This is a genomic window from Zemynaea arenosa (genome assembly GCF_004614185.1).
GTDB classification, from domain to species: domain Bacteria; phylum Pseudomonadota; class Gammaproteobacteria; order Burkholderiales; family Burkholderiaceae_D; genus Telluria; species Telluria arenosa.
Map to the genome: position 1 here is coordinate 1 of NZ_SPVF01000186.1, position 20,997 is coordinate 20,997.

General features: G+C 66.1%; 26 protein-coding genes and 1 pseudogene. 21 read left to right on the forward strand and 6 right to left on the reverse strand.

The genetic code is table 11. The features are described 5' to 3' along the window. The first annotated feature begins 121 nt into the window (after positions 1–121). From E4L96_RS14630 to E4L96_RS14645, 4 genes are all read left to right on the forward strand, one after another. Positions 122–1,543: an efflux transporter outer membrane subunit gene (locus E4L96_RS14630; protein WP_370660750.1), complete on the forward strand. Its 1,422-nt coding sequence runs from the start codon at positions 122–124 to the stop codon at positions 1,541–1,543. A gap of 55 nt (positions 1,544–1,598) precedes the next feature. Further along, positions 1,599–2,162 (forward strand): NADPH-dependent FMN reductase, encoded by a 564-nt coding sequence (locus tag E4L96_RS14635; protein ID WP_135207962.1) that lies wholly within the window; start codon positions 1,599–1,601, stop codon positions 2,160–2,162. 21 nt (positions 2,163–2,183) lie between these two features. Next, positions 2,184–2,786, forward strand: coding sequence for a tRNA-uridine aminocarboxypropyltransferase (locus E4L96_RS14640; RefSeq protein ID WP_135207963.1), 603 nt, complete (start codon positions 2,184–2,186; stop codon positions 2,784–2,786). A 120-nt stretch (positions 2,787–2,906) separates the two neighbouring features. Further along, positions 2,907–4,040, forward strand: a complete 1,134-nt coding sequence (locus E4L96_RS14645) for a PA0069 family radical SAM protein (protein ID WP_135207984.1) — start codon at positions 2,907–2,909, stop codon at positions 4,038–4,040. Between the two features lie 22 nt (positions 4,041–4,062). On the opposite strand, the gene E4L96_RS14650 is transcribed toward E4L96_RS14645, so the two are convergent. Next, a complete protein-coding gene (locus E4L96_RS14650) occupies positions 4,063–4,626 on the reverse strand; it encodes a gamma-glutamylcyclotransferase (RefSeq protein WP_135207964.1) in 564 nt (187 codons plus the stop codon). A gap of 32 nt (positions 4,627–4,658) precedes the next feature. After that, positions 4,659–5,540, reverse strand: coding sequence for a LysR family transcriptional regulator (locus tag E4L96_RS14655; RefSeq protein ID WP_135207965.1), 882 nt, complete (start codon positions 5,538–5,540; stop codon positions 4,659–4,661). Positions 5,541–5,645: 105 nt separating this feature from the next. Here E4L96_RS14655 and E4L96_RS14660 point away from each other — a divergent pair, with 105 nt between their 5' ends. The 3 genes from E4L96_RS14660 (at position 5,646) to E4L96_RS14670 (ending at position 8,619) form a co-directional block, all read left to right on the forward strand. Beyond that, complete coding sequence (locus E4L96_RS14660; protein WP_135207966.1) at positions 5,646–6,662, forward strand: fumarylacetoacetate hydrolase family protein; 1,017 nt, start codon at positions 5,646–5,648, stop codon at positions 6,660–6,662. Between the two features lie 12 nt (positions 6,663–6,674). Then, positions 6,675–7,322 carry a maleylacetoacetate isomerase gene (gene maiA / locus E4L96_RS14665; RefSeq protein ID WP_135207967.1) on the forward strand — a complete coding sequence of 216 codons (648 nt, stop codon included), beginning with the start codon at positions 6,675–6,677 and terminating at the stop codon, positions 7,320–7,322. A 70-nt stretch (positions 7,323–7,392) separates the two neighbouring features. Further along, on the forward strand, positions 7,393–8,619 hold the full coding sequence (locus E4L96_RS14670; protein ID WP_135207968.1) for a DUF3667 domain-containing protein: 1,227 nt from the start codon (positions 7,393–7,395) through the stop codon (positions 8,617–8,619). Between the two features lie 160 nt (positions 8,620–8,779). On the opposite strand, the gene E4L96_RS14675 is transcribed toward E4L96_RS14670, so the two are convergent. Then, positions 8,780–9,223: a CBS domain-containing protein gene (locus E4L96_RS14675; protein WP_167758698.1), complete on the reverse strand. Its 444-nt coding sequence runs from the start codon at positions 9,221–9,223 to the stop codon at positions 8,780–8,782. Between the two features lie 114 nt (positions 9,224–9,337). On the opposite strand from E4L96_RS14675, the gene E4L96_RS14680 reads away from it, so the two are divergent. From E4L96_RS14680 to E4L96_RS14735, 12 genes are all read left to right on the forward strand, one after another. Further along, positions 9,338–10,102, forward strand: coding sequence for a uracil-DNA glycosylase family protein (locus tag E4L96_RS14680; protein WP_135207969.1), 765 nt, complete (start codon positions 9,338–9,340; stop codon positions 10,100–10,102). 133 nt (positions 10,103–10,235) lie between these two features. Continuing rightward, positions 10,236–10,718, forward strand: coding sequence for a Fe-S cluster assembly transcriptional regulator IscR (gene iscR / locus E4L96_RS14685; protein ID WP_135207970.1), 483 nt, complete (start codon positions 10,236–10,238; stop codon positions 10,716–10,718). A 20-nt stretch (positions 10,719–10,738) separates the two neighbouring features. Further along, a complete protein-coding gene (locus tag E4L96_RS14690) occupies positions 10,739–11,995 on the forward strand; it encodes an IscS subfamily cysteine desulfurase (RefSeq protein WP_135207971.1) in 1,257 nt (418 codons plus the stop codon). Positions 11,996–12,025: 30 nt separating this feature from the next. Further along, on the forward strand, positions 12,026–12,427 hold the full coding sequence (gene iscU / locus E4L96_RS14695) for a Fe-S cluster assembly scaffold IscU (RefSeq protein ID WP_135207972.1): 402 nt from the start codon (positions 12,026–12,028) through the stop codon (positions 12,425–12,427). Between the two features lie 15 nt (positions 12,428–12,442). Continuing rightward, complete coding sequence (gene iscA, locus E4L96_RS14700) at positions 12,443–12,766, forward strand: iron-sulfur cluster assembly protein IscA (protein WP_135207973.1); 324 nt, start codon at positions 12,443–12,445, stop codon at positions 12,764–12,766. 14 nt (positions 12,767–12,780) lie between these two features. Continuing rightward, positions 12,781–13,296, forward strand: coding sequence for a Fe-S protein assembly co-chaperone HscB (gene hscB, locus E4L96_RS14705; protein WP_135207974.1), 516 nt, complete (start codon positions 12,781–12,783; stop codon positions 13,294–13,296). 38 nt (positions 13,297–13,334) lie between these two features. Continuing rightward, positions 13,335–15,212 (forward strand): Fe-S protein assembly chaperone HscA, encoded by a 1,878-nt coding sequence (gene hscA, locus E4L96_RS14710; RefSeq protein ID WP_135207975.1) that lies wholly within the window; start codon positions 13,335–13,337, stop codon positions 15,210–15,212. A gap of 27 nt (positions 15,213–15,239) precedes the next feature. Continuing rightward, the gene (fdx, locus tag E4L96_RS14715) at positions 15,240–15,578 is read left to right on the forward strand and encodes an ISC system 2Fe-2S type ferredoxin (RefSeq protein ID WP_135207976.1); all 339 of its coding nucleotides are present in this window, start codon (positions 15,240–15,242) and stop codon (positions 15,576–15,578) included. A 12-nt stretch (positions 15,579–15,590) separates the two neighbouring features. Continuing rightward, a complete protein-coding gene (gene iscX / locus E4L96_RS14720; protein ID WP_135207977.1) occupies positions 15,591–15,785 on the forward strand; it encodes a Fe-S cluster assembly protein IscX in 195 nt (64 codons plus the stop codon). Next, positions 15,772–16,680, forward strand: coding sequence for a class I SAM-dependent methyltransferase (locus tag E4L96_RS14725; RefSeq protein ID WP_135207978.1), 909 nt, complete (start codon positions 15,772–15,774; stop codon positions 16,678–16,680). Before iscX ends, E4L96_RS14725 begins: the two co-directional genes overlap by 14 nt. Then, positions 16,677–17,699: a low-specificity L-threonine aldolase gene (ltaE, locus tag E4L96_RS14730; RefSeq protein ID WP_135207979.1), complete on the forward strand. Its 1,023-nt coding sequence runs from the start codon at positions 16,677–16,679 to the stop codon at positions 17,697–17,699. Before E4L96_RS14725 ends, ltaE begins: the two co-directional genes overlap by 4 nt. Beyond that, positions 17,696–18,355: an RNA pseudouridine synthase gene (locus E4L96_RS14735; RefSeq protein WP_135207980.1), complete on the forward strand. Its 660-nt coding sequence runs from the start codon at positions 17,696–17,698 to the stop codon at positions 18,353–18,355. Before ltaE ends, E4L96_RS14735 begins: the two co-directional genes overlap by 4 nt. 168 nt (positions 18,356–18,523) lie before the next feature. Here E4L96_RS14735 and E4L96_RS14740 read toward each other — a convergent pair whose 3' ends face one another. Further along, a complete protein-coding gene (locus E4L96_RS14740; RefSeq protein ID WP_229414500.1) occupies positions 18,524–19,342 on the reverse strand; it encodes an alpha/beta hydrolase in 819 nt (272 codons plus the stop codon). An 86-nt stretch (positions 19,343–19,428) separates the two neighbouring features. On the opposite strand from E4L96_RS14740, the gene E4L96_RS14745 reads away from it, so the two are divergent. Further along, a complete protein-coding gene (locus E4L96_RS14745) occupies positions 19,429–19,956 on the forward strand; it encodes a DUF2975 domain-containing protein (protein WP_135207981.1) in 528 nt (175 codons plus the stop codon). Beyond that, positions 19,956–20,198 carry a helix-turn-helix domain-containing protein gene (locus E4L96_RS14750; protein ID WP_135207982.1) on the forward strand — a complete coding sequence of 81 codons (243 nt, stop codon included), beginning with the start codon at positions 19,956–19,958 and terminating at the stop codon, positions 20,196–20,198. The genes E4L96_RS14745 and E4L96_RS14750 overlap by 1 nt, the downstream gene beginning before the upstream one ends. Positions 20,199–20,210: 12 nt before the next feature. On the opposite strand, the gene E4L96_RS14755 is transcribed toward E4L96_RS14750, so the two are convergent. Beyond that, positions 20,211–20,825, reverse strand: coding sequence for an RDD family protein (locus E4L96_RS14755; protein WP_135207983.1), 615 nt, complete (start codon positions 20,823–20,825; stop codon positions 20,211–20,213). Then, a pseudogene (locus E4L96_RS24085) lies at positions 20,815–20,997 on the reverse strand (hypothetical protein); the annotation flags it as partial. The pseudogene E4L96_RS24085 and the gene E4L96_RS14755, both read right to left, overlap by 11 nt.

Sequence of the window (20,997 nt, forward strand, 5' to 3'; positions counted from 1 at the left end):
CTGCCAGCGCTGGCGTTCAGGCCAGCGCTGGCAGCGCCCGTGGCGCGGCGTCTCCTGCGCCGGCTGGAGCGAACCGATGATCGCGTGTGCGCGGCGGCGCGGCGGGAGGGTCGCCGCGGGCGTGTCCACGGTTACTGCGGGCGAGATCGCGCTGCCGTCGACAGCGCGATCGGCGTCGCTTTTCGTTCTGTTCGCGCTTTGCCTCGCTGGCTGCTCGATGCCAGCGCCGAAGCCACCCGCTCCCACGCTGACAATGCCAGGCACTTGGCGCACGAACGTCGGCCCCGGTGCGCCTGTCGAGCAAGGCTGGTGGCAAGCCTTCCACGACCCTGAGCTCAACGCCATCGTCACCCGCGCCCTGGCAAACAACAACGACATCCGCATCGCCCAATCCCGCCTGCAGGAATACCAAGCCCGCCTGCGCATCGCGCACAGCGCCCAGTCACCCACGCTGACTGCAAGCGCCGGTCCCACACGCGCCCGCGTGATCAATGCTTTCGGCCAGCCCGCCGAAGCCACCGTCTTCGCTGGCAGCGTGCAAGCCGCATACGAGATCGACGTGTGGGGCCGGCTGGCCGCCACCACCGAAGCCGCCCGCGCCGACCTCGAGTCCCAGCAGGGCCTCGCCGACGCCACCGCCCTGTCGGTGGCCGCATCCGCCGCATCCTCCTACCTCAACCTGCGCGGCCTGGACGCCCAACTGGACCTCGCCCGCGCCACCCTGCAATCGCGCGAACAATCCCTCAAGCTGGCCCGCCGCCAGTTCGAAGTCGGCTACAGCTCCCGCCTCGAACTCTCCCAAGCCGAAGCCGAATACCGCGCCACCGCCGCCGTGGTCCCGCAACTGGAGCGCGCCATCGCGCAGCAGGAAAACACGCTGAGCATCCTGCTCGGTGCGAACCCCGGCCCGATCCCGCGCGGCGCCGCGCTCACCGCGCTCACCGCCCCCGCCATCACCCCTGGCCTCCCGTCCGACCTGCTGCGGCGCCGCCCCGACATCCGCCAGGCCGAACGCGCCGTGGTGGCGGCGGACCGCAACCTCGCCGCCGCGCGCGACCAGCTTCTGCCATCGCTGCGCCTCACCGGCTCGGTGGGCGTGCAGGCCTACAGCATCAGCCAGCTCCTGCACTCGCCGGTCCAGTTGTGGAGCATCGGCGGCAGCGTGCTCGCACCGCTGTTCGACGCGGGCCGCCTGCGCGCGCAAGCCGCGATCGCGGGCACGGTGCGCGACCGGGCCATCTACGGCTACGAGGGCGTGGTCCGCAACGCCTTCGCGGAAGTCGACAATGCGCTGGTCTCGGTGCAGCGCCTGCGCGAGCAGCTGGATGAAGCCATCGCGCGCGAACGCGCCGCCGCCGAAGTCCTGCGCATCGCGCATAACCGCTACGCCAACGGCTACGCGTCCTACCTCGAAGAGCTGGACGCGCAGCGCAACCACTTCAGCGCCCAGACCAGCGTGCTGCAGCTGCGCGCATCCCTGCTGGCCGCGCACGTGGACCTGTACCGCGCCCTCGGCGGCGGCTGGACCACTCCGGTGCGCTGAGGCCCGCCCGATTGGACTAGCATCGATTCGAGTCGCACCCAGACAGGAGAACCGTATGGTCAAAATAGGAATCATCGTCGGCAGCACGCGGCCCGGCCGCAAGGCACGCACGGTCGCCGACTGGGTCGTGCAGATCGCCAAGCTGCGCGAGGACGCGGCCTTTGAGCTGGTGGATATCGAAGACTTCAAGCTGCCGCTGCTCGACGAGCCGGTGCCGCCGGCGATGGGCAAGTACTCGAAGGACCACACCAGGCGCTGGGCCGCCAGGATCGCGGAGTTCGACGGCTTCGTGTTCGTCACGCCCGAGTACAACCACGCCACTTCGGGCGCGCTGAAGAACGCCATCGACTTTCTGTTCGCCGAGTGGAATAACAAGGCGGCGGGCTTCGTCGGCTACGGCAGCATGGGCGGTGCGCGCGCCATCGAGAACCTGCGGCTGGTCTGCGGCGAAATCAAGATCGCGGACGTGCGCGCGTCGGTGATGCTGTCACTGTTCACGGACTTCAAGAATATGAGCGAGTTCCTGCCGGACCCACGCCACGAAAAATCGGTGGAGGCGATGCTGGACGAAGTGGTGCAGTGGAGCCGCGCACTGCAGGGCGTGCGCCAGCAGGCCTGAGCCCGCGGCTACAATGGCCTCATGCTCATCCATCCCGATCCCCTGCGCCGGGCCGAGTGCCCCCGCTGCATGCGCCCCGTCAGCACCTGCATCTGCGAGCTGGCGCCGGTGGTGCCGACCTCCGTTGACCTGCTGATCCTGCAGCATCCGCTGGAGGTCCATAACCCCAAGGGCACGGCGCGGCTGCTGCACATGTCGGTGCCGGGCAGCTCGCTCGTGACCGGGGAGGTGTTCGGGGATGCGGTGCTGGAGCCGCTGCTGTTTGGAGACGAGCGCAAGTCCGTTTTGCTCTATCCGGCGGAAGAGGGCGAGGCGGCGGCGGTCTCCGCTTCCGAGCTGCAGCTGTCGGATGTGCGCCTGGTCCTGCTGGACGGAACGTGGCGCAAGACGCGCAAGATGCTGGCGGTGAATCCGCTGCTGGCTGCGCTGCCGCGCCTGTCATTGAAGGACACGCCCGCGGCAGGTTACGGCTCGCTTCGGCGGGCGCACGCCGAGCACCAGCTGTCGACCATAGAAGCGGCGGCGTACGCGCTCGCCGAGCTCGATCCGCATTTCGACAAGGATCCGCTGCTGGGCGCGTTCGAGCGTCTGGTGGATATGCAATCCGAATTCTTTCAGCGTTGATAACTCTGCACGTGCTCGCTTGAACCCGGCGCGAGGGCGGCGTAGAATACTGTACGTTCATACAGTATTTCCGCGAGGTGCCCTGTGGCACAGCACGACGACAACATCGAAGGGCAGGTCATGCTGCCGCCCAAGCCGCTCAACCCGTGGAAGGGGCGCGGCGCGGTCTCCAATATCCAGGGCCGGTACGAAACTGACCAGCGCGAGCAGTTCGATGACGGCTGGGCGCCTTCGGAAGACGAGGATGCCGAGCCAACCCAGTTCAAGACGGTGGTCACGGACGAGTACGCCAAGTCCATCCTGAGCCGCAACGCGTCGCCCGATGTGCCGTTCAGCGTGTCGCTGAATCCTTACCGCGGCTGCGAGCACGGCTGCATCTACTGCTTCGCGCGGCCGACGCACAGCTACCTGGGCTTGTCTCCGGGACTGGATTTCGAATCGCGTATCTTTGCCAAAGTGAATGCGGCCGAGCTGCTGCGGCGCGAGCTGGCCAAGCCATCTTATGTGCCAGAGCCGATTGCCATCGGCGTGAACACGGATGCTTATCAGCCGTGCGAGCGCGAGCGCGGCCTCACGCGCCAGGTGCTGGAAGTACTGCGCGAGTGCCAGCACCCGGTCGCGCTGATCAGCAAATCCTCGCTGATGGAGCGGGATATCGACATCCTGGCCGACATGGCGTCGCGGCGCCAGGCGTGCGCGGCCATTACGCTGACCACGCTGGATCATGACATCGCGCGCACGCTGGAGCCGCGCGCGGCGGCCCCGGCGCGGCGCTTGCGCACGATCCGCACCCTGGCCGAGGCCGGCATTCCGGTCGGCGTGAGCGTCGCGCCCATCATCCCGTTCGTCACCGAACCGGAGATCGAGCGGATCCTGGAGGCGGCCTACGAGGCAGGAGCCTCAAGTGCGCATTACGTGGTGCTGCGCCTGCCATGGGAGGTGAACCCGCTGTTCCAGGAGTGGCTGCAGGCGCACTTCCCGGAGCGGGCCCAGCGGGTGATGAACCGCGTGCGGGACATGCGCGGCGGGAAGGACTACGACAGCGATTTCTCCAAGCGCATGCACGGTGAGGGCGTGTGGGCGGACCTGATCGCGCAGCGTTTCAAGAAATGCGTCGACCGGCTGGGCTTGCGCAAGCGGGCGATGAATTTCGCGGAGATGGACGCCAGTCAGTTCCGCAAGCCGCTGGTGATTCCACCGCCGCCGGGCAAGCAGTCCGGCAACGCGGTGGGGCAGCTCGATTTGTTTGGTTGAAGTTGGGGTGGCTGGCCTCGGTTTAGCCGAGCTGGTCCAGATAACGCTCGATGGCGAAGACGTGCTTGTCTTCGTGCCCCATCTCGCGCAGCGCCTGTGCGAGGTTGAGGAGGTATTCGCGGTTCGGTCCGCTCGGTCCGGCCGAGCGGGCGATGTGCTGGGCAATGGCGTATTCGGTCGCCTCGCCCAGGAAGGCCGCGTTGTCCGCCGAGGCAATGTAGACCAGGCCTTCGGCCGCGCTGCCGTCGTCGAAGGTCATGTCGGTGGCAAACCGCAGGTAGCCGTTCTTTTCGCGATAGTCGAGGTGGGCGAAGACCTCGGGCGTGATCAGGTAGGCCATGCCTGCGCACACTGCGCCGGGTTCCGGGATCAGCGTGGCGACGCGTCCCGGTGCCTCGGGCGTGCCGCGGTGGTCGTGCGAGCCCTGCCAGAAGCGGCGCGACCAGTTGGCGATGCTGGCGGGACGTCGTTCGAGAAAGGGGAAGTCGGCCTTGTAGATCAGGGAGCCGTAGCCGAACAGCCAGACGCTGTCGTGGCCGTCGAACTTGTCCATCTGCTGGTTGATGGCGATGGTGTTGTGGGACATCGTGTGCAGGAGCGTGCGAACGTAGGCGTCGATTATAGGTGCTTCACGTAATCAAGGAGGAAGGCCATCACGCTTTCGCTGGCGGGCGAGGGGGAGCGGTCGCCGCGCGTGGTCAGCAGGAAGCGGCGGGTGAGCACAGGGGCGCTGAGCCCGCGCATGGTCAGCCCATGCTGGGTCACCAGCGACGCCGCGTACGGCAGGCACACCGTCACGCCAAGGCCAGCCGCGACCATGGCGAGCGCGGTGGTCATGAAGGTGACCTCGTGGGCCGGGTTCAGCGAGGCCGCGCCCATGTCGCTGAGCAGGCGCTCGGTGAACTGGCCTTGCAGCGAGATGAACGGGTAGGCCGCGAGGTGCTGCCAGGTCAGCGGCGTCTGTTGCTCCAGCGGATGCCCGGCCGGGAACACGGCGTGGAAAGGCAGCTCGAACAGGGTCGTCGCGCGCAGCGGCGCCGCGATGTCGCGCTCCGGCCCGATGCCGAAGTCGACCTCGCCGCTGAGCACGCGTGAGCTGACGTCCTCGACCGGGCAATCGAGCAGCTTGAGCTGGATGTCCGGGTACTGCTGGCGATAGGCGGCGATGGCCTGCGGCAGCAGGGTGCAGCTCATCAGCTGCGGCGCCGCCACCCGCACCGCGCCCTTGCGCAAGCGCGTGCGGTCGGCCACGTCCGACAGCGCGCCGTCGAGGTCGTCGAGCATCTTGGTGAACAGCGGCGCGAGGTCGCGGCCGATCTCGGTGAGCTCCACCTTGCGCGTATTGCGGTCCACCACGCGCGCGCCCAGGGTCTGTTCGAGCTCGCGGATCAGCCCGGACAGCGCCGCCTGCGTCACGTGCATGATCTCGGCCGCCAGCGTGAACGAGCCGGTGCGGGCGAGGGCGACAAAAGCGCGCATCTGGCGCAGGGTGGGATTCATAAGTTGATCTTATAAATTGCCGTGAAAAAATGATTTGTATGATAGGTCGTTTTGGCTTTTAATGCGGAGATTGCGAAAAATCCATCAACTTCCCACGACCTCAGCATGAAACTCGCCACTCTCAAGCGCGGCGGCCGCGACGGCACGCTCGCCGTCGTCAGCCGCGACCTGCGCCAGTGCACTCCGGTGCCCGCCATCGCGCCGACCCTGCAGTACGCCCTCGACAACTGGAGCGCGCTCGCCCCGCGCCTGCAGGCCGTCTCGGACGAACTCAACGCGGGCAAGCTGACCGGTGCCGAGGCCTTCGACCCCGCCGCCTGCCACTCGCCGCTGCCGCGCGCTTACCAGTGGGCCGATGGCTCCGCCTACATCAACCACGTCGAGCTGGTGCGCCGCGCGCGCAATGCCGAGGTGCCCGAATCGTTCTACACCGACCCGCTGATGTACCAGGGCGGCTCCGACTCCTTCGTCGGCCCGCGCGACCCGATCGCCGCGCTGACGGAAGACTGGGGCATCGATCTGGAAGCCGAGGTCGCCGTGGTGACCGGCGACGTCCCGATGGGCGCATCCGCCGAGCGCTGCGCTGAAGAGATCCGCCTGATCATGCTGGTGAACGACGTCTCCCTGCGCAATTTGATCCCGAACGAGCTGGCCAAAGGCTTCGGCTTCTTCCAGTCCAAGCCCGCCAGCGCCTTCTCGCCCGTGGCGGTGACGCCGGACGAACTGGGCCCGGCATGGCAGGGCAGCAAGCTGCGCCTGCCGCTGCAGGTCAGCCTCAACGGCCAGCCCTTCGGCCGCCCCAACGCGGGCGAGGACATGACCTTCAGTTTCGCCCAGCTGGTCGCGCACGCCGCCCGCACCCGTGAGCTCGAAGCGGGCACCATCATCGGCTCCGGTACCGTGTCCAACAAGCAGGGCAGCCTGCACGGCTCGTCGATCGCCAATGGCGGCGTCGGCTACTGCTGCATCGCCGAGGTGCGTACCTATGAAACCATCGAGACCGGCAAGCCGATCACCTCGTTCATGAAGTTTGGCGACACCGTGCGCATCGAAATGCTGGATGCGCAAGGCGAAAGCATCTTCGGCGCCATCGACCAGCGCGTGACGCGCTACGGCGCATAAGGGGAGGGCGCGATGCAGCTCTACACCTACTTCCGCAGCTCGGCCGCCTTCCGCGTACGCATCGCGCTCAACCTCAAGGGGCTGGCGTACGAAGCCATTCCCATCCACTTGCTGCGCGGCGGCGGCGAGCAGCTGCAGGAGGCGTACCGCGCGGTGAACCCGGAAGGCCTGGTCCCGGCGCTGGTCGACAACGGCGCCACCATCACGCAGTCCATGGCCATCATCGAGTACCTGGACGAGACGCACCCCGTGATGCCGCTGCTGCCGCAGGACGCCCTCGGCCGGGCCCGCGTGCGCGCGCTGGCGCAGATGGTCGCCTGCGACATCCACCCGATCGACAACCTGCGGGTGCTGCGCTACCTGGTCAAGGAGCTGGGCGTACCGGAAGAGGCCAAGACCGAGTGGTTCCGGCACTGGGTGCGGGAAGGCTTCGCCGCCATCGAGCGCCACTTGAGCCGCGACAGCGCGACCGGCCGCTTCTGCCACGGCGATACGCCCACCATGGCCGACTGCGTGCTGGTCCCGCAGGTGTTCAACGCCAGGCGCTTCGACGTCGATCTTGCGCCGTACCCGACCATCGCCCGCATCCACGCCGCCTGCATGGAACTCCCGGCCTTCCAGGCGGCCCAACCCTCGCAGCAGCCGGACGCGGAGTCCTAGGACCAGTTCACGCCCCCGGGTGGCCCTGCTATCATTCGTCGCAATAAGAAAGAGACAACTCGGGGAAGCAATGAACATTCAGTTTGAAGCCGCTGGCGATCTGCTGGCCGCCGGCCTGGTCGCCAAGACCGTCGAAGGGGAGGGCGAGCACGCCCACGGCGACGCGGTGCACGCCTGCGCCAATTGCCAGACGCCGATCACCGGCAAGTTCTGCAGCAACTGCGGCCAGTCCGGCCACATCCATCGCTCGGTGCTGCACCTGGGCGAAGAACTGCTGCACGGCGTGCTGCACTTCGACGCCAAGGGCTGGCGCACGCTGCCGCTGCTGGTGTTTCGCCCCGGCCAGCTGACGCGCCGCTACATCGATGGCCAGCGCACCCGCTTCGTGTCGCCGCTGGCACTGTTCCTGTTCATGATCTTCGTGATGTTCTTCACGCTGTCCAGCACCTCGTCCACCAACCTGGAAAAGGGCATCAAGACCAGCATCAACAAGACCGCCATCGCCGACCTGGAAGCCAGCGAGCGCGCCGCCGCGGCCGCGCTGGTCCAGGCCAAGGCCGCAGTCGCGGCCGCAAGCAAGTCGGGCGCCGACGTGGAGAAGGCCGAGGATGCCCTTGAGAAGGCGCAGGAAAACCACAACGATGCACTCGAAGCCGTGACCGAAGCGAAGAGCGCCCTCTCGCTGACCGGCGTGTCCACCGATCCGGCGGCAGCCGAGAAAGCCATCGACGCCGCTGTCAAAGACAAGGCCGACAAGGCCGCCGTCAAGAAGGCCCTGAAGGACGCGATGAAGGGCAAGGCCGCGTCCAGCGAGGACGGCAGCGGCAATCACTTCAACATCAAGGGCAGCAACATCAATGTCAACACCGGCATCGGCTGGGTCGACCGTGCGGCCGCCCACGCCAAGGAAAACCCCGAGCTCACCCTCTACAAGCTCAAGAACGCGGCCTCGAAATACAGCTTCCTGCTGGTGCCGATCACCCTGCCGTTCCTGTGGCTGATGTTCTTCTGGAAGCGCGGCGTGACCATGTACGACCACGCCGTGTTCTCGCTGTACTCGCTGTGCTTCATGGCGCTGCTGATGTCCACCGTGGCCGTGGTCGGCTACGCGGGCTGGAGCGGGCTGGCCGGATCGCTGGCCGTGTTCGTCCCGCCGGTGCACATGTTTGCCCAGCTCAAGGGCGCCTACTCGCTGTCGCGCTTCGGCGCCTTCTGGCGCACCTGCATGCTGCTGCTCGTGGCGGCTTTCGTGCTGGCCATCTATGCCCTCACCATCATCGCTCTGAGTGTGGCCTGAGCGCGGCTGCTGTGGCACTGCGCCCGGCTGTCGGTGCAGGCGCCGCGCCACATGCCGCGCGTCGGCACGCCGCGCGCCTGTCGGCGAATGCGCCCGGAAATGTACTGCACGCCTGGTGGCGGGCAGTCGGGGCGGCCCCGCCGCCCTGTCAAGCCTCTCCTCAGTGCAACTGGCTGCGGTCCGGCGCGGCCGGCGTGGAAATCTCCTCCAGCGTCCGGTCGACCTCGGCCGCATGCTTGGCCGCCAGGTCGCCCAGCGACACGATGCCGATCAGCTGGTGCGACTGCTGGTCGAGCACCGGCACCCGGCGGATCTGCACATCCCCCATCTGTTCCATGACTTCGTCCACCGCCTGGCTGGAAAAGCAGGTCCGCACATCCGTGCTCATCACGTCGGACACGCGGGTCGCGTCCGGCTGCTGCCCGGCAGCCACCGAGCGCACGGTGATGTCGCGGTCGGTGATCATGCCGACCAGCTTGGCGCCGTCGCACACGGGAATCGCGCCAACGTTCAGTTCGTCCATCATTTGCGCCGCGTGCCGCACCGTGTCCTGCGGAGAAATGGTTTGCACGTCGCGGGTCATCACGTCGGAAATGGTTTGCATGCTGACCTCCTCAAGCGAAAAATCGGAAGCCGCATGATGCCCAAGCGCGCCCCGCGGTAGCGCACGCGTGCCTGCAAGCACAAGCGCTGCGGACGCCAGCCCTGGCGGGCTACAATGCCGCCCATGTCGATCCCCACCATCTTCACCGACGCCTTCGCCAAGGCCGACCCCAGCTGGCACCCCGTCCTGCGGCGCGCTTTGGCGTCGATGTCCCCCGATTACCTGGCCCAGCTGGCGCAGGACCATTTCCTGCCGACGCAGAACCGCCTGTTCGCCGCCTTCGTGCTCCCGCTGGAGCAAACGAAATACGTGCTGGTGGGCGAGGGCCCCTACCCGCGCGAGGAAAGCGCCAGTGGCGTCTGCTTCATGGACGCCGCCGTGGGCGAGCTCTGGTGCGATGCCGGCCTGTCCAAGCCCGTCAACCGCGCCACCTCGCTGCGCAATTTCATGAAGATGCTGTTGGTCACCGCCGGCTATCTCGATCCGCAAGACACCAACGGCGAGGCCATGGCCGCGGCCGTCGCCAGGCTGCGCGCCGCCACCAGCATCCGCACCTTGCCCGAGCTGCAGGCCAACCTGATCGGCCACGGCTTCCTGCTGCTCAACGCCAGCCTGGTCTTCCGCTCGAACGTCGCGCCCGCCATTGACGCCCGCGCCTGGCTACCGTTCCTGGAGACCGTGCTGGACGCCCTTGCAAACGTGAGCCCGCCCCCCAAACTCGTGCTGTGGGGCCGCATCGCGGAGCAATTGAAAAAGTTGAAAGGGTCCGAACGCTTCGGCCATCTCGTGTCCGAACACCCGTTCAATGTCTCTTTCATCCATCACGACGGCATGAAAGAGCTGTTCGGCCCGATGAAGCTGCTGGAGAAAAGCAGGTAGCCCCAAGCAGGAAAATTCCGCTTCTGCTATACTTGACTAAATCGATCAACTATTCCGGATATTGATCACGCGGCATCGGGGAGATGCGCAGGAATAGTTGAGAGGCAAGATTCTAGCAAATTCTGGGGTATCCATGCGTTTGACCACGAAAGGCCGCTTCGCCGTGACTGCGATGATCGACCTGGCGCTGCGCCAGGGCAACGGTCCCGTCACGCTGGCCGGCATCAGCGAGCGCCAGGCGATTTCGCTGTCCTACCTGGAGCAACTGTTCGGCAAGCTGCGCCGCCACGAGCTGGTCGAGTCCGTGCGCGGACCCGGCGGCGGCTACACCCTGGCGCGCCGCGCCGAGAAGGTGACCGTGGCCGACATCATCATCGCCGTGGACGAGCCCATCGATGCCACCCAGTGTGGCGGCAAGGACAACTGCCACGGCGCTGACCACGCCACCGGCGCCCGCTGCATGACCCACGAGCTGTGGGCCACGCTGAATGAAAAGATGGTCGACTACCTCGATTCGGTCTCCCTGCAAGACCTGGTCGACCAGCAACGCCAGAAACAGCAGAACAAGGAAAACGTGGTCGTGATGCACAACACCCGCACCGCCGCCCTCGGATAACGAAGTACAGGAGTGATTGAATGAACGCCCCCCTCGACAAGCAAGCCGAACAAAGCTTCGTGCACGCGCCGCATTTCCCGATCTACATGGACTACTCGGCCACCACGCCGGTGGACCCGCGCGTGGCGGACAAGATGATCCCCTATCTGCGCGAGCAGTTCGGCAATCCGGCTTCGCGCAGCCACATGTACGGCTGGTCGGCCGAGCAGGCGGTCGAGGAAGCGCGCGCCCACGTCGCCGCGCTGGTGAAGGCGGACCCGCGCGAGATCATCTGGACCTCCGGCGCCACCGAGTCCAACAACCTGGCGCTGAAGGGCGCGGCCCAGTTCTACAAGACCAAGGGCAAGCACATCATCACCGTCAAGACCGAACACAAGTCCGTGCTGGACACCGTGCGCGAGCTGGAACGCGTCGGCTTCGAGGCCACCTATCTGGACCCGCAGGACAACGGCCTGATTTCGCTGGAGCAGCTGGAAGCGGCCATCCGCCCGGACACCATCCTGGTTTCGGTCATGCTGGTCAATAACGAGATCGGCGTGATCCAGCCGATCGCGGAGATCGGCGAAATGCTGCGCAAGAAGGGCATCATTTTCCACTGCGACGCCGCCCAGGCCACCGGCAAGGTCGAGATCGACCTGGAACAATGGAAGGTCGACCTGATGACCTTCACCGCGCACAAGACCTACGGCCCGAAAGGCGTGGGCGCCCTGTACGTGCGCCGCAAGCCGCGCGTGCGCCTGGAAGCGCAGATGCACGGCGGCGGCCATGAGCGCGGGCTGCGTTCGGGCACGCTGCCGACCCACCAGATCGTGGGCATGGGCGAAGCCTTCCGCATCGCGAAGGAAGAGATGGACGCCGAGATGGCCCGCGTGAAGGCGCTGCGCGACCGCCTCGAGAAGGGCCTGCGCGAGATCGAAGAGGTCTACATCAACGGCGACATGGAGCACCGCGTGCCGCACAACCTCAACGTCAGCTTCAACTACGTCGAGGGCGAGTCGCTGATCATGGCGATCAAGGACATCGCGGTGTCCTCGGGTTCGGCCTGCACCTCGGCCAGCCTGGAGCCGTCCTACGTGCTGCGCGCCCTGGGCCGCAGCGACGAGCTGGCACATAGCTCGATCCGATTCACCATCGGCCGTTTCACGACCGAGTCCGACATCGACTTCGCGGTCAACCTGCTGAAGTCCAAGGTCGGCAAACTGCGCGAACTGTCGCCGCTGTGGGACATGTTCAAGGACGGGATCGACATCAACTCGATCCAATGGGCAGCCCACTAAGCAACGTACAGCGTAAAAGGAGCATTCAAAATGGCATATTCCGAAAAAGTGTTGGACCACTACGAGAACCCCCGCAACGTGGGCGCGTTCGAGAAGGGCGATGAATCGGTCGGCACCGGCATGGTCGGCGCCCCGGCCTGCGGCGACGTGATGAAGCTGCAGATCAAGGTCGGCGCGGACGGCGTGATCGAAGACGCGAAGTTCAAGACCTATGGCTGCGGCTCGGCCATCGCATCGAGCTCGCTGGTCACCGAATGGGTGAAGGGCAAGACGCTCGATCAGGCCTTGAGCATCAAGAACACCCAGATCGCCGAAGAACTGGCGCTGCCGCCGGTGAAGATCCACTGCTCGATCCTGGCCGAAGACGCGATCAAGGCCGCGGTGCAGGACTACAAGGCCAAGCACCCGGGTGCGGAAGCCGAAGCGGCGTAACCCAAGGACCCAGACATGGCAATCACCCTGACCGAAAAAGCAGCGAAGCACGTCAACCGCTACCTGGAACGGCGCGGCAAGGGCATCGGCTTGCGTTTCGGCGTCCGCACCACCGGCTGCTCGGGCATGGCCTACAAGCTGGAATACGTGGACGAGGCGCAGGCCGGGGACGAAGTGTTCGAGTCGCATGGCGTGAAGGTGTTCGTCGACCCGAAAAGCCTGGCCTTCATCGACGGCACGGAGCTCGACTTCGCGCGCGAAGGCTTGAACGAAGGCTTCCGCTTCAATAACCCGAACGTGAAAGACGAGTGCGGGTGCGGCGAATCCTTCCGCATTTGATGCCGCCGCGCTGAATGCAGAATCACTTCGAGCTCTTTCATCTGCCGGTCCGCTTCGAGGTGGACCTGGCCGCGCTGGACGCGGCCTACCGCGACGTGCAGGGCCAGGTGCATCCCGACCGCTTCGTCAGCGCGACCGACGCCGAAAAGCGCGTCGCGATGCAGTGGGCCACGCGCGCCAACGAGGCCTACCAGACGCTCAAGAACCCGCAGAAGCGCGCCGCCTACATGTGCGAGCTGGCCGGCGTGGCGCTGGATGTGGAGTCCAACACCGCCATGCCGATGGAGTTCCTGATGCAGCAGATGGAATGGCGTGAAGCGCTCGGCGAGGCCAAGGCCGAAAAGGACGTCGCCGCGCTGGAGCACCTCGACCAGCAAGTGAAGCTGGACCGCAAGGCCCGCATGCTGCACGTCGGGCAGCAGCTGGACGCGCACGACTACCAGCACGCCGCCCAGGGCGTGCGTGCCCTCATGTTCATCGACAAATTCGCCGAGGAAGTGCACCGCGCTTTCGACGCCCTGGACAACTAAGACAAGAAAGTCTCGGCGCTTGACCGAGGCCTGACCCTATGGCCCTGCTCCAAATCGCCGAACCCGGCATGTCCACCGCCCCGCACCAGCATCGCCTGGCCGTGGGCATCGACCTTGGCACCACCAATTCGCTGGTGGCCACCGTCCGCTCCAGCATTCCCGAAGTGCTGAGCGACGAGGATGGCCGCGCGCTGCTGCCGTCGGTGGTGCGCTACCTCCCCAACGGGAACGCGAACATCGGCCACAAGGCCCTGGCCCATCGCACCACGGACCCCAAGAACACCGTTGTCTCGGTCAAGCGCTTCATGGGCCGCGGCCTGAAGGATATCGCGCACGCCGAGAACCTGCCCTACGACTTTGTCGATGCTCCCGGCATGGTGCAGCTCAAGACTGTCGCCGGTGTGAAGAGCCCCGTCGAGACCTCCGCCCAGATCCTCGCCACGCTGCGCCAGCGCGCGGAAGATGCCCTTGGCGATGACCTGGTCGGCGCCGTGATCACGGTGCCCGCCTACTTCGACGACGCCCAGCGCCAGGCCACCAAGGACGCTGCGCAGCTCGCGGGCCTGAACGTCCTGCGGCTGCTCTCCGAGCCCACCGCCGCCGCGATTGCGTATGGCCTGGACCACGGCAAGGAAGGCGTGTTCGCCGTCTATGACCTGGGCGGCGGCACCTTCGACATCTCCATCCTCAAGCTGTCGAAAGGCGTGTTCGAAGTGCTCTCCACCGGCGGCGACTCCGCTCTCGGCGGCGACGACTTCGACCACCGTCTGTTCTGCTGGATCGTCGAGCAGGCCAAGCTCGCCCCGTTGTCGGACGAAGACACCGCGACCCTGATGGTCAAGGCCCGCCAGGCCAAGGAGCTGCTGTCGACCAACGAAGACACAACCATCGACGCCATCCTGAAGTCCGGTGAGATCGTCCACGTGACGCTGACCGCCGAGACCTTCACCGAGATCACGAAGCACCTGGTCGCCAAGACCATGACCGCCGTCCGCAAGGCCCTGCGCGACGCCAACGTGAGCGTGGAAGACGTGGACGGCGTGGTGCTGGTTGGCGGCGCCACCCGCATGCCGCACATCCGCCGCGCCGTCGGCGACTTCTTCTCCACCATCCCGCACGCGAACATCGACCCGGACAAGGTGGTGGCCCTCGGCGCCGCCATCCAGGCCAATCTCCTCGCGGGCAACCGCGCCGCCGGCGATGACTGGCTGCTGCTGGACGTGATCCCGCTGTCGCTGGGCGTCGAGACCATGGGCGGGCTGGTTGAAAAAATCATCCCGCGCAACAGCACCATCCCGTGCGCGCGCGCCCAGGAGTTCACTACCTTCAAGGACGGGCAGACCGCATTGGCTGTACACGTGCTGCAGGGCGAGCGCGAGCTGGTGACCGACTGCCGCTCCCTGGCCCGCTTCGAGCTGCGCGGCATCCCGCCGATGGCCGCGGGCGCCGCGCGCATCCGCATCACGTATCAGGTGGACGCGGACGGCCTGCTGTCCGTGACGGCGCGCGAGACACGCTCCGGCGTGGAAGCCGCCGTCAGCGTCAAGCCCTCGTATGGCCTGGGCGACGACGACGTGGCGCGCATGCTGCAGGAGTCCTATAACTCCGCGCAGGGCGACCTCGAACAGCGCGCGTTGCGCGAAGAGCTGGTCGAGGCCGAGCGCATCCTGCTCGCCACCCAGTCCGCGCTGGACGCCGATGGCCACTTGCTCAGCGCCGAAGAGCGCATGCAGATCGACGCCTCGATGGCCAGCCTCCGCGCCACGGTGGACGAAAGCCGCGACAAGCCCGAGAACCGCGACCGCCTGAAAGCCTCGGTCGACGCGCTGGCCGCCGGCACCGAGGAATTCGCCGCCCGCCGCATGGATCAGAGCGTGCGCACCGCATTGGCCGGCAAGAAGCTCGACCAGGTTTAACCGAAACACGTACACAGAAAGAACGCCGTGCCCCAAATCGTCATCCTCCCGCATGAACGCCTGTGCCCCGAAGGCGCCGTGATCGAAGCGCCCAAGGGCCAGTCGGTGTGCGACGCGCTGCTCGCCAACGACATCGAGCTCGAACACGCCTGCGAGAAGTCGTGCGCCTGCACCACCTGCCACGTCATCGTGCGCGAGGGCTTCGACTCGCTGAACGAAGCCACCGAGACCGAGGAAGACCTGCTGGATAAAGCCTGGGGCCTGGAAGCCGAGTCGCGCCTGTCGTGCCAGGCCATCGTCGCCGACGAAGACCTGGTGGTCGAGATCCCCAAGTACACCATCAACCACGCCCGCGAAAATCACTGAACGGAGCCCGCCATGAAGTGGACCGATGTGACGCAGCTCGCCGAAGCGCTGCACGACAAGTACCCGGAAGTGAACCCGTCCCAGATCGGCTTCGTCCAGCTGCACAACTGGGTGCTGGAGCTGGACGGATTCGACGACGACTCCAAGCGCGGCGGAGAACGCGTGCTGGAGGCCATCCAGCAAGCATGGATCGATGAAGCAGCCTAAGAACACAACCGCCACCAAGCCGCTCGCACTGCCGCCCGAGGTCCGCCCCGGCCAGTCCGTGGAGCTGCTGCAGGAATTGCACATCCTTACCCGCGACGGCAAGCTGAATCAGGATTCGCGCCGCAAGCTGAAACAGGTCTATCACCTGTACCAGTTCATCGAGCCGCTGCTGAAGGAGGTGCTGGCCGAGCACCCCGGTGTCACGCTGGTCGACCACGGGGCAGGGAAGTCCTACCTCGGCTTCATCCTCTACGACCTGTTCTTCAAGACGCTGAATGACGGCTCGCACATCTACGGCATCGAAACGCGTGAAGAGCTGGTGCAGAAGTCCACCGAACTTGCCGCGCGCCTCGGCTTCAAGCAGATGTCCTTCCTGCCGCTGTCCGTCGCCGAGTCCACGCGCTCGGACCAGCTGCCCCCGCAGATCGACATCGTCACCGCGCTCCACGCCTGCAACACGGCGACCGACGACGCCATCGACTTCGCGCTGAAGAAGAAGGCGAAGTACATGGTGCTGGTGCCTTGCTGCCAGGCCGAAGTCGCGAGCGTCCTGCGCAAGAACAAGGGCCAGGAACTTGGCAAGAGCGCGCTCACCGAGATCTGGCGGCACCCGATCCACACGCGCGAATTCGGCAGCCAGGTCACCAACGTGCTGCGCTGCCTGCAGCTGGAGGCGCACGGCTACCAGGTCAACGTGACGGAGCTGGTCGGCTGGGAACACTCGATGAAGAATGAGTTGATCATCGCGGCCTACAAGAACCTGCCGCGCCGCCGCCCGAGCGAGCGGCTGCAGGAAGTTTTGTCCACTCTCGGCCTGGAAGAGATGGGTGAGCGGTTCTATACAGCCAACTTGAACGACAACCCGCACGAACCAACGAGCGAGCAAGCACCATGAGCGAGAGCACCCAGCGCTGGATCGACCTGCGCAGCGACACCGTGACCCAGCCGTCGCAAGCGATGCGCGATGCGATGTACCGCGCCGAAGTCGGCGACGACGTGTATGCGGACGACCCCACCGTCAACCGCCTGCAGGAACTGGCGGCCGACATGTTCGGCTTTGAGGCCGGCCTGTTCGCGCCCTCCGGCACCCAGACCAACCTGCTCGCGCTGATGACCCACTGTGGCCGCGGCGACGAATACCTGGTGGGTCAGGAAGCGCACACCTATAAGTACGAAGGCGGCGGCGCAGCGGTGCTGGGCTCCATCCAGCCGCAGCCCATCCTGAATCAGGCCGACGGCTCGATCGCGCTGGAAGATATCGAGGCGTACATCAAACCTGCGGACGACCACTTCGCGCGTACGCGTTTGCTGGCGCTGGAGAACACCATCGGCGGCCGCGTGCTACCGCAGGAGTATGTGGCGCAGGCCACCGCGCTAGCCAAGGCGAAGGGCCTGAACACCCACCTCGATGGTGCGCGCGTGTGTAACGCCGCCGTCAAGCAGGGTCTCAGCCTGCGCGAGATCACGAAGGGTTTCGACAGCGTCTCCGTGTGCCTGTCGAAAGGCCTCGGCGCGCCGGTCGGCTCCGTCCTCCTGGGCAGCAAGGACTTCTTGAAGCAGGCGCACCGCTGGCGCAAGATGCTGGGCGGCGGCATGCGGCAGGCTGGCGTGATCGCCGCCGCGGGCATCTACGCGCTGCAAAACAATGTGCAGCGGCTCGCCGAGGACCACGCCAACGCCACGCTGCTGGCTGACGGCCTGCGTGCGCTGGGCCTCAACGTCTCGGTGCCGCAAACGAACATCGTCTACATCGACATCCCGGCCGCGCAATGCGCAGGTCTTGGCGCCGCACTGGTGGCCGCCGGCGTGCGCGCCAGCGTCTCGCCGAAGATGCGCGTGGTGACCCACCTGGACGTGAGCGCGGACGACATGCGCCGCGTGATCGACGCCTTCCGCACCTTCTTGAAGCCATGAGCGACGGCGTCCGCCTCAACAAGCGCGTGGCCGAAGATGTGCCATGCTCGCGCAGCGAGGCGGAAGCCTACATTCTCGGCGGCTGGGTGAGTGTCGATGGCGTGGTGGTGGAGGAGCCGGGCGCGCGCGTGGGCCACGACCGGCGCATCGCACTGCTGCCCGGCGCCACCGCGATGCCGATCGCCCCGGTGACCATCGTGGTGCACAAGCCCGCGGGCGTGGAGGTCTCGGCGGCCTTGATCGACCCCGCGCAACAGGAAGGCAAGCAGCGCTTCCTCAAGCACCACCTGCACAAGCTGGAGCTGGTCGCGCCGCTTGAGAAGAGCGCGAGTGGGCTGGTGGTCTTCACCCAGGACTACCGCGTGCTGCGCAAATTCCGCGAGGACGCCCCTGAGCAGGAGATCATCGTCGAAGTGGCGGGGACAATCAGCGAGGGCGGACTGCAGCAGCTGAATCAAGGCATGAAGGTCAGCTGGCAAAACGAAACCCGCCTGCGCTTCGCCACCAAGATCGCCACGCCCGGCCTGATCGACCGCCTGTGCCGCGACGTCGGCCTGCGCGTGCTCGCGCAAAAGCGCATCCGCATCGGGCGCCTCCCCATGTCCTCCCTGCCACCCGCCCGCTGGCGCTACCTCACCCCCGTCGAACGCTTCTAGCCGCGTTTCCCCCGCCCAAAAAAAGTATCGTTTTCCAACACCGGGGTCAGGCCTCGCGTTTCCGAAACGATAACAGAACAATAACGCGCAAGTTCCTGATTCTTAAGGCGAAAAGTCGAGCGGGGTCAGGGCTTGTCTATGAAGGCCAGGCCTGACCCCGGTGGGGGCTTAGCGGAGCGTGTGCTGGACGAAGTCGCAGTAGTCGGCGCGGGCCTGGGGCTGGGTCAGCGCGCCGGTGTGGCCTGCCTCGTCGAGCAGCAGGTAGCGCTTGTCCGGGCGGCCGATCGCTTCATACACCGCGTGGCCGAGTGCGGGCGGGGTGACCTTGTCCCGCCCACCCGCAATCACCAGCGCCGGACCGCTGAAGCGGGCCGCAGCGGCGCGGTTGTCGATGGCGGCCAGGCCGGGACTCACCGTGAGCCGTACGAATGGCTTCATGTACCAAGGCAGCGATGCATTCGCGAGGTCCGTGACGTTGGTCGCCGTCGATTCCAGCACCGCGCCGCGCACCGGCCGCTCCTGCGCCACGTAGGCGGCCACAAAGCTGCCGAGCGACTGGCCATGCACCAGCACCGGGCCCGCGGTGCGCGCCTGGACCGCGTCATACACGGCCAGCGCATCGCCCTGCAAGGTGGCGACGTCCGGCACGCCGCTGCTGCGGCCATAGCCACGATAGTCGAATACCGCCACATTCGCGCCGCACCCGGCCAGCTCGGGCAGGAGCTTGGACAGATGCGGATCGAGGTGGAACATGTTCCCGCCAAAGTAGAGGATCGTGCCGCGCGCGCCGGGCTGGGTCACCAGCACGCCGCCGAGCTGCGCGCCATCGGGCCGCGTGATGTGCAGCGGCGTGGCCCGCGCACCGTCATCGACCGCGACGCGTACGGTGCCCGGCGCATCCGGGCGGATGAACTGGCGCTCGGTGATCTGCATGTCCACGCAGCCTGTCAGGGCCAGGCAAGCCGCCCACAAAATTGCTCGCATCATTCACTCTCCAAAGTTATACTGGTCGTTTCACAAACAAAATTTATCGTTTTTCAATAATAAATTATCGAATTACGATAAGTCAACCCATGCGATACATTCCTGCTTTGCGCGCTCTGGTGCTGCTCCTGGCTGTCGTCCAGGCGGTGTACTTTCTCCTGGCCTGGCTCCTGCCCGAAGTCGGCCACGTCGGGCCGGTCAATGTGGAGTTCTACCCGAAGGCACTGGAGGCCAGCGAGGTGGTGGCGCTGCCGGCCACATTGCGCTGGAGTGGCACTGCGATCGCGCTGCCGCCCTTGCTGGTGATGTGGTACGCCCTCTGGCGGCTCGATGCGCTGCTCTGTGCCTTCGCGGCTGGGCGCATGTTCGCGCTGGCGACCATCGGCCATCTGAAGGGTTTTGCCGGTGCCATGCTGGCCGCCCTGGCGCTGTCCATCATCGAGCCGGCCGTGCGTGGCCTGGCGTGGCGCCATCTGCAGGACGCAACGGTGCACGTCCGCATCGGGATCTCCACCGAGGAATTGAGCGTGGTACTCGTGTGTGGCCTGTTCTACGTGATCGCGGCGATGATGCACGAAGGCCGCCGCCTGGCAGAAGAGAACGAGGGCTTCGTCTGATGGCCATCCTCATCCACCTGGACGTGATGCTCGCCAGGCGCAAGGTCAAGTCGAAGGAGCTGGCCGCCTACGTCGGCATCACCGAGCAGAATCTCAGCCTGCTCAAGTCGGGGAAGGTGAAGGGCATCCGCTTCGGAACGCTCGAAAAGATCTGCGAGAAGCTGGAGTGCCAGCCCGGCGACATCATCGTATATGTGCCGGGTGGCGAAGCCGAGGACGACGGGGAGGGTGGTCTGGCCTGATCAGGCCCGAAGTCAGACGGATGCCGCAGCCTTGGCTTTCGGCTGCTTCCTGGGCAGCTCGATTAGCCGCGTGCCCGCCAGCCGGTCATGCAGGAACTGGCGGTCCTTGTCGAGGAAGGCCGTGAGCCCCCACAGGACCACGTTCACGAGAAGGATCCACAGTGCCGTGGTGGTCCCCGCCCGCGTGGTCATCAAATGCAGGCCATGGATGATCATCAGCGCCGGTGCACACCAGCCCCACGCAAACACGAAGCGCTTGGCCGCAATCCGCAGCGGCACCTTCGCATACCCGACCATCACGATCTTGATGCGCCAGGTCTTCATCGCCAGCGTATGCCCGCTGCCGGTCCACGCGTGGATGAAGTAGGCCGCCGCCGCGAAGATGACCACGAAGTTGCGCCCCGCATCCAATATCGTGGAATGCAGATTGAAGGTGATGAGCGTGTACGCCGCCACCGCAAAGATCTCGACCGCCACCAGCAGCAGCGAGTCATACACCATCGAGATCAGGCGGCGTTTGATGGACGGCGTGACGACCAGCGGCCTGGCTGGCGGCGCGCTGCTGTTCGGAGTGTCTTGCGAAGGCGTGTCTTGCGAGGGCGATTGCGCTTGCGGCTTATTTTCCATTGGTCCCGGACGTGGCCGGGGCAACCGGCGTGGAGGAGGGTGGTGCGCTCACCGCAGGGGCGGGCGACGCCGCAGCGCCGTTGGCCGGTGCCGGTGTGGCAGCCGGTGTGCCGGTGGCCGGTGCCACAACCGATGGGGCGGGCGGTGCGCCGGGCATGACGCTCTTCGCGCC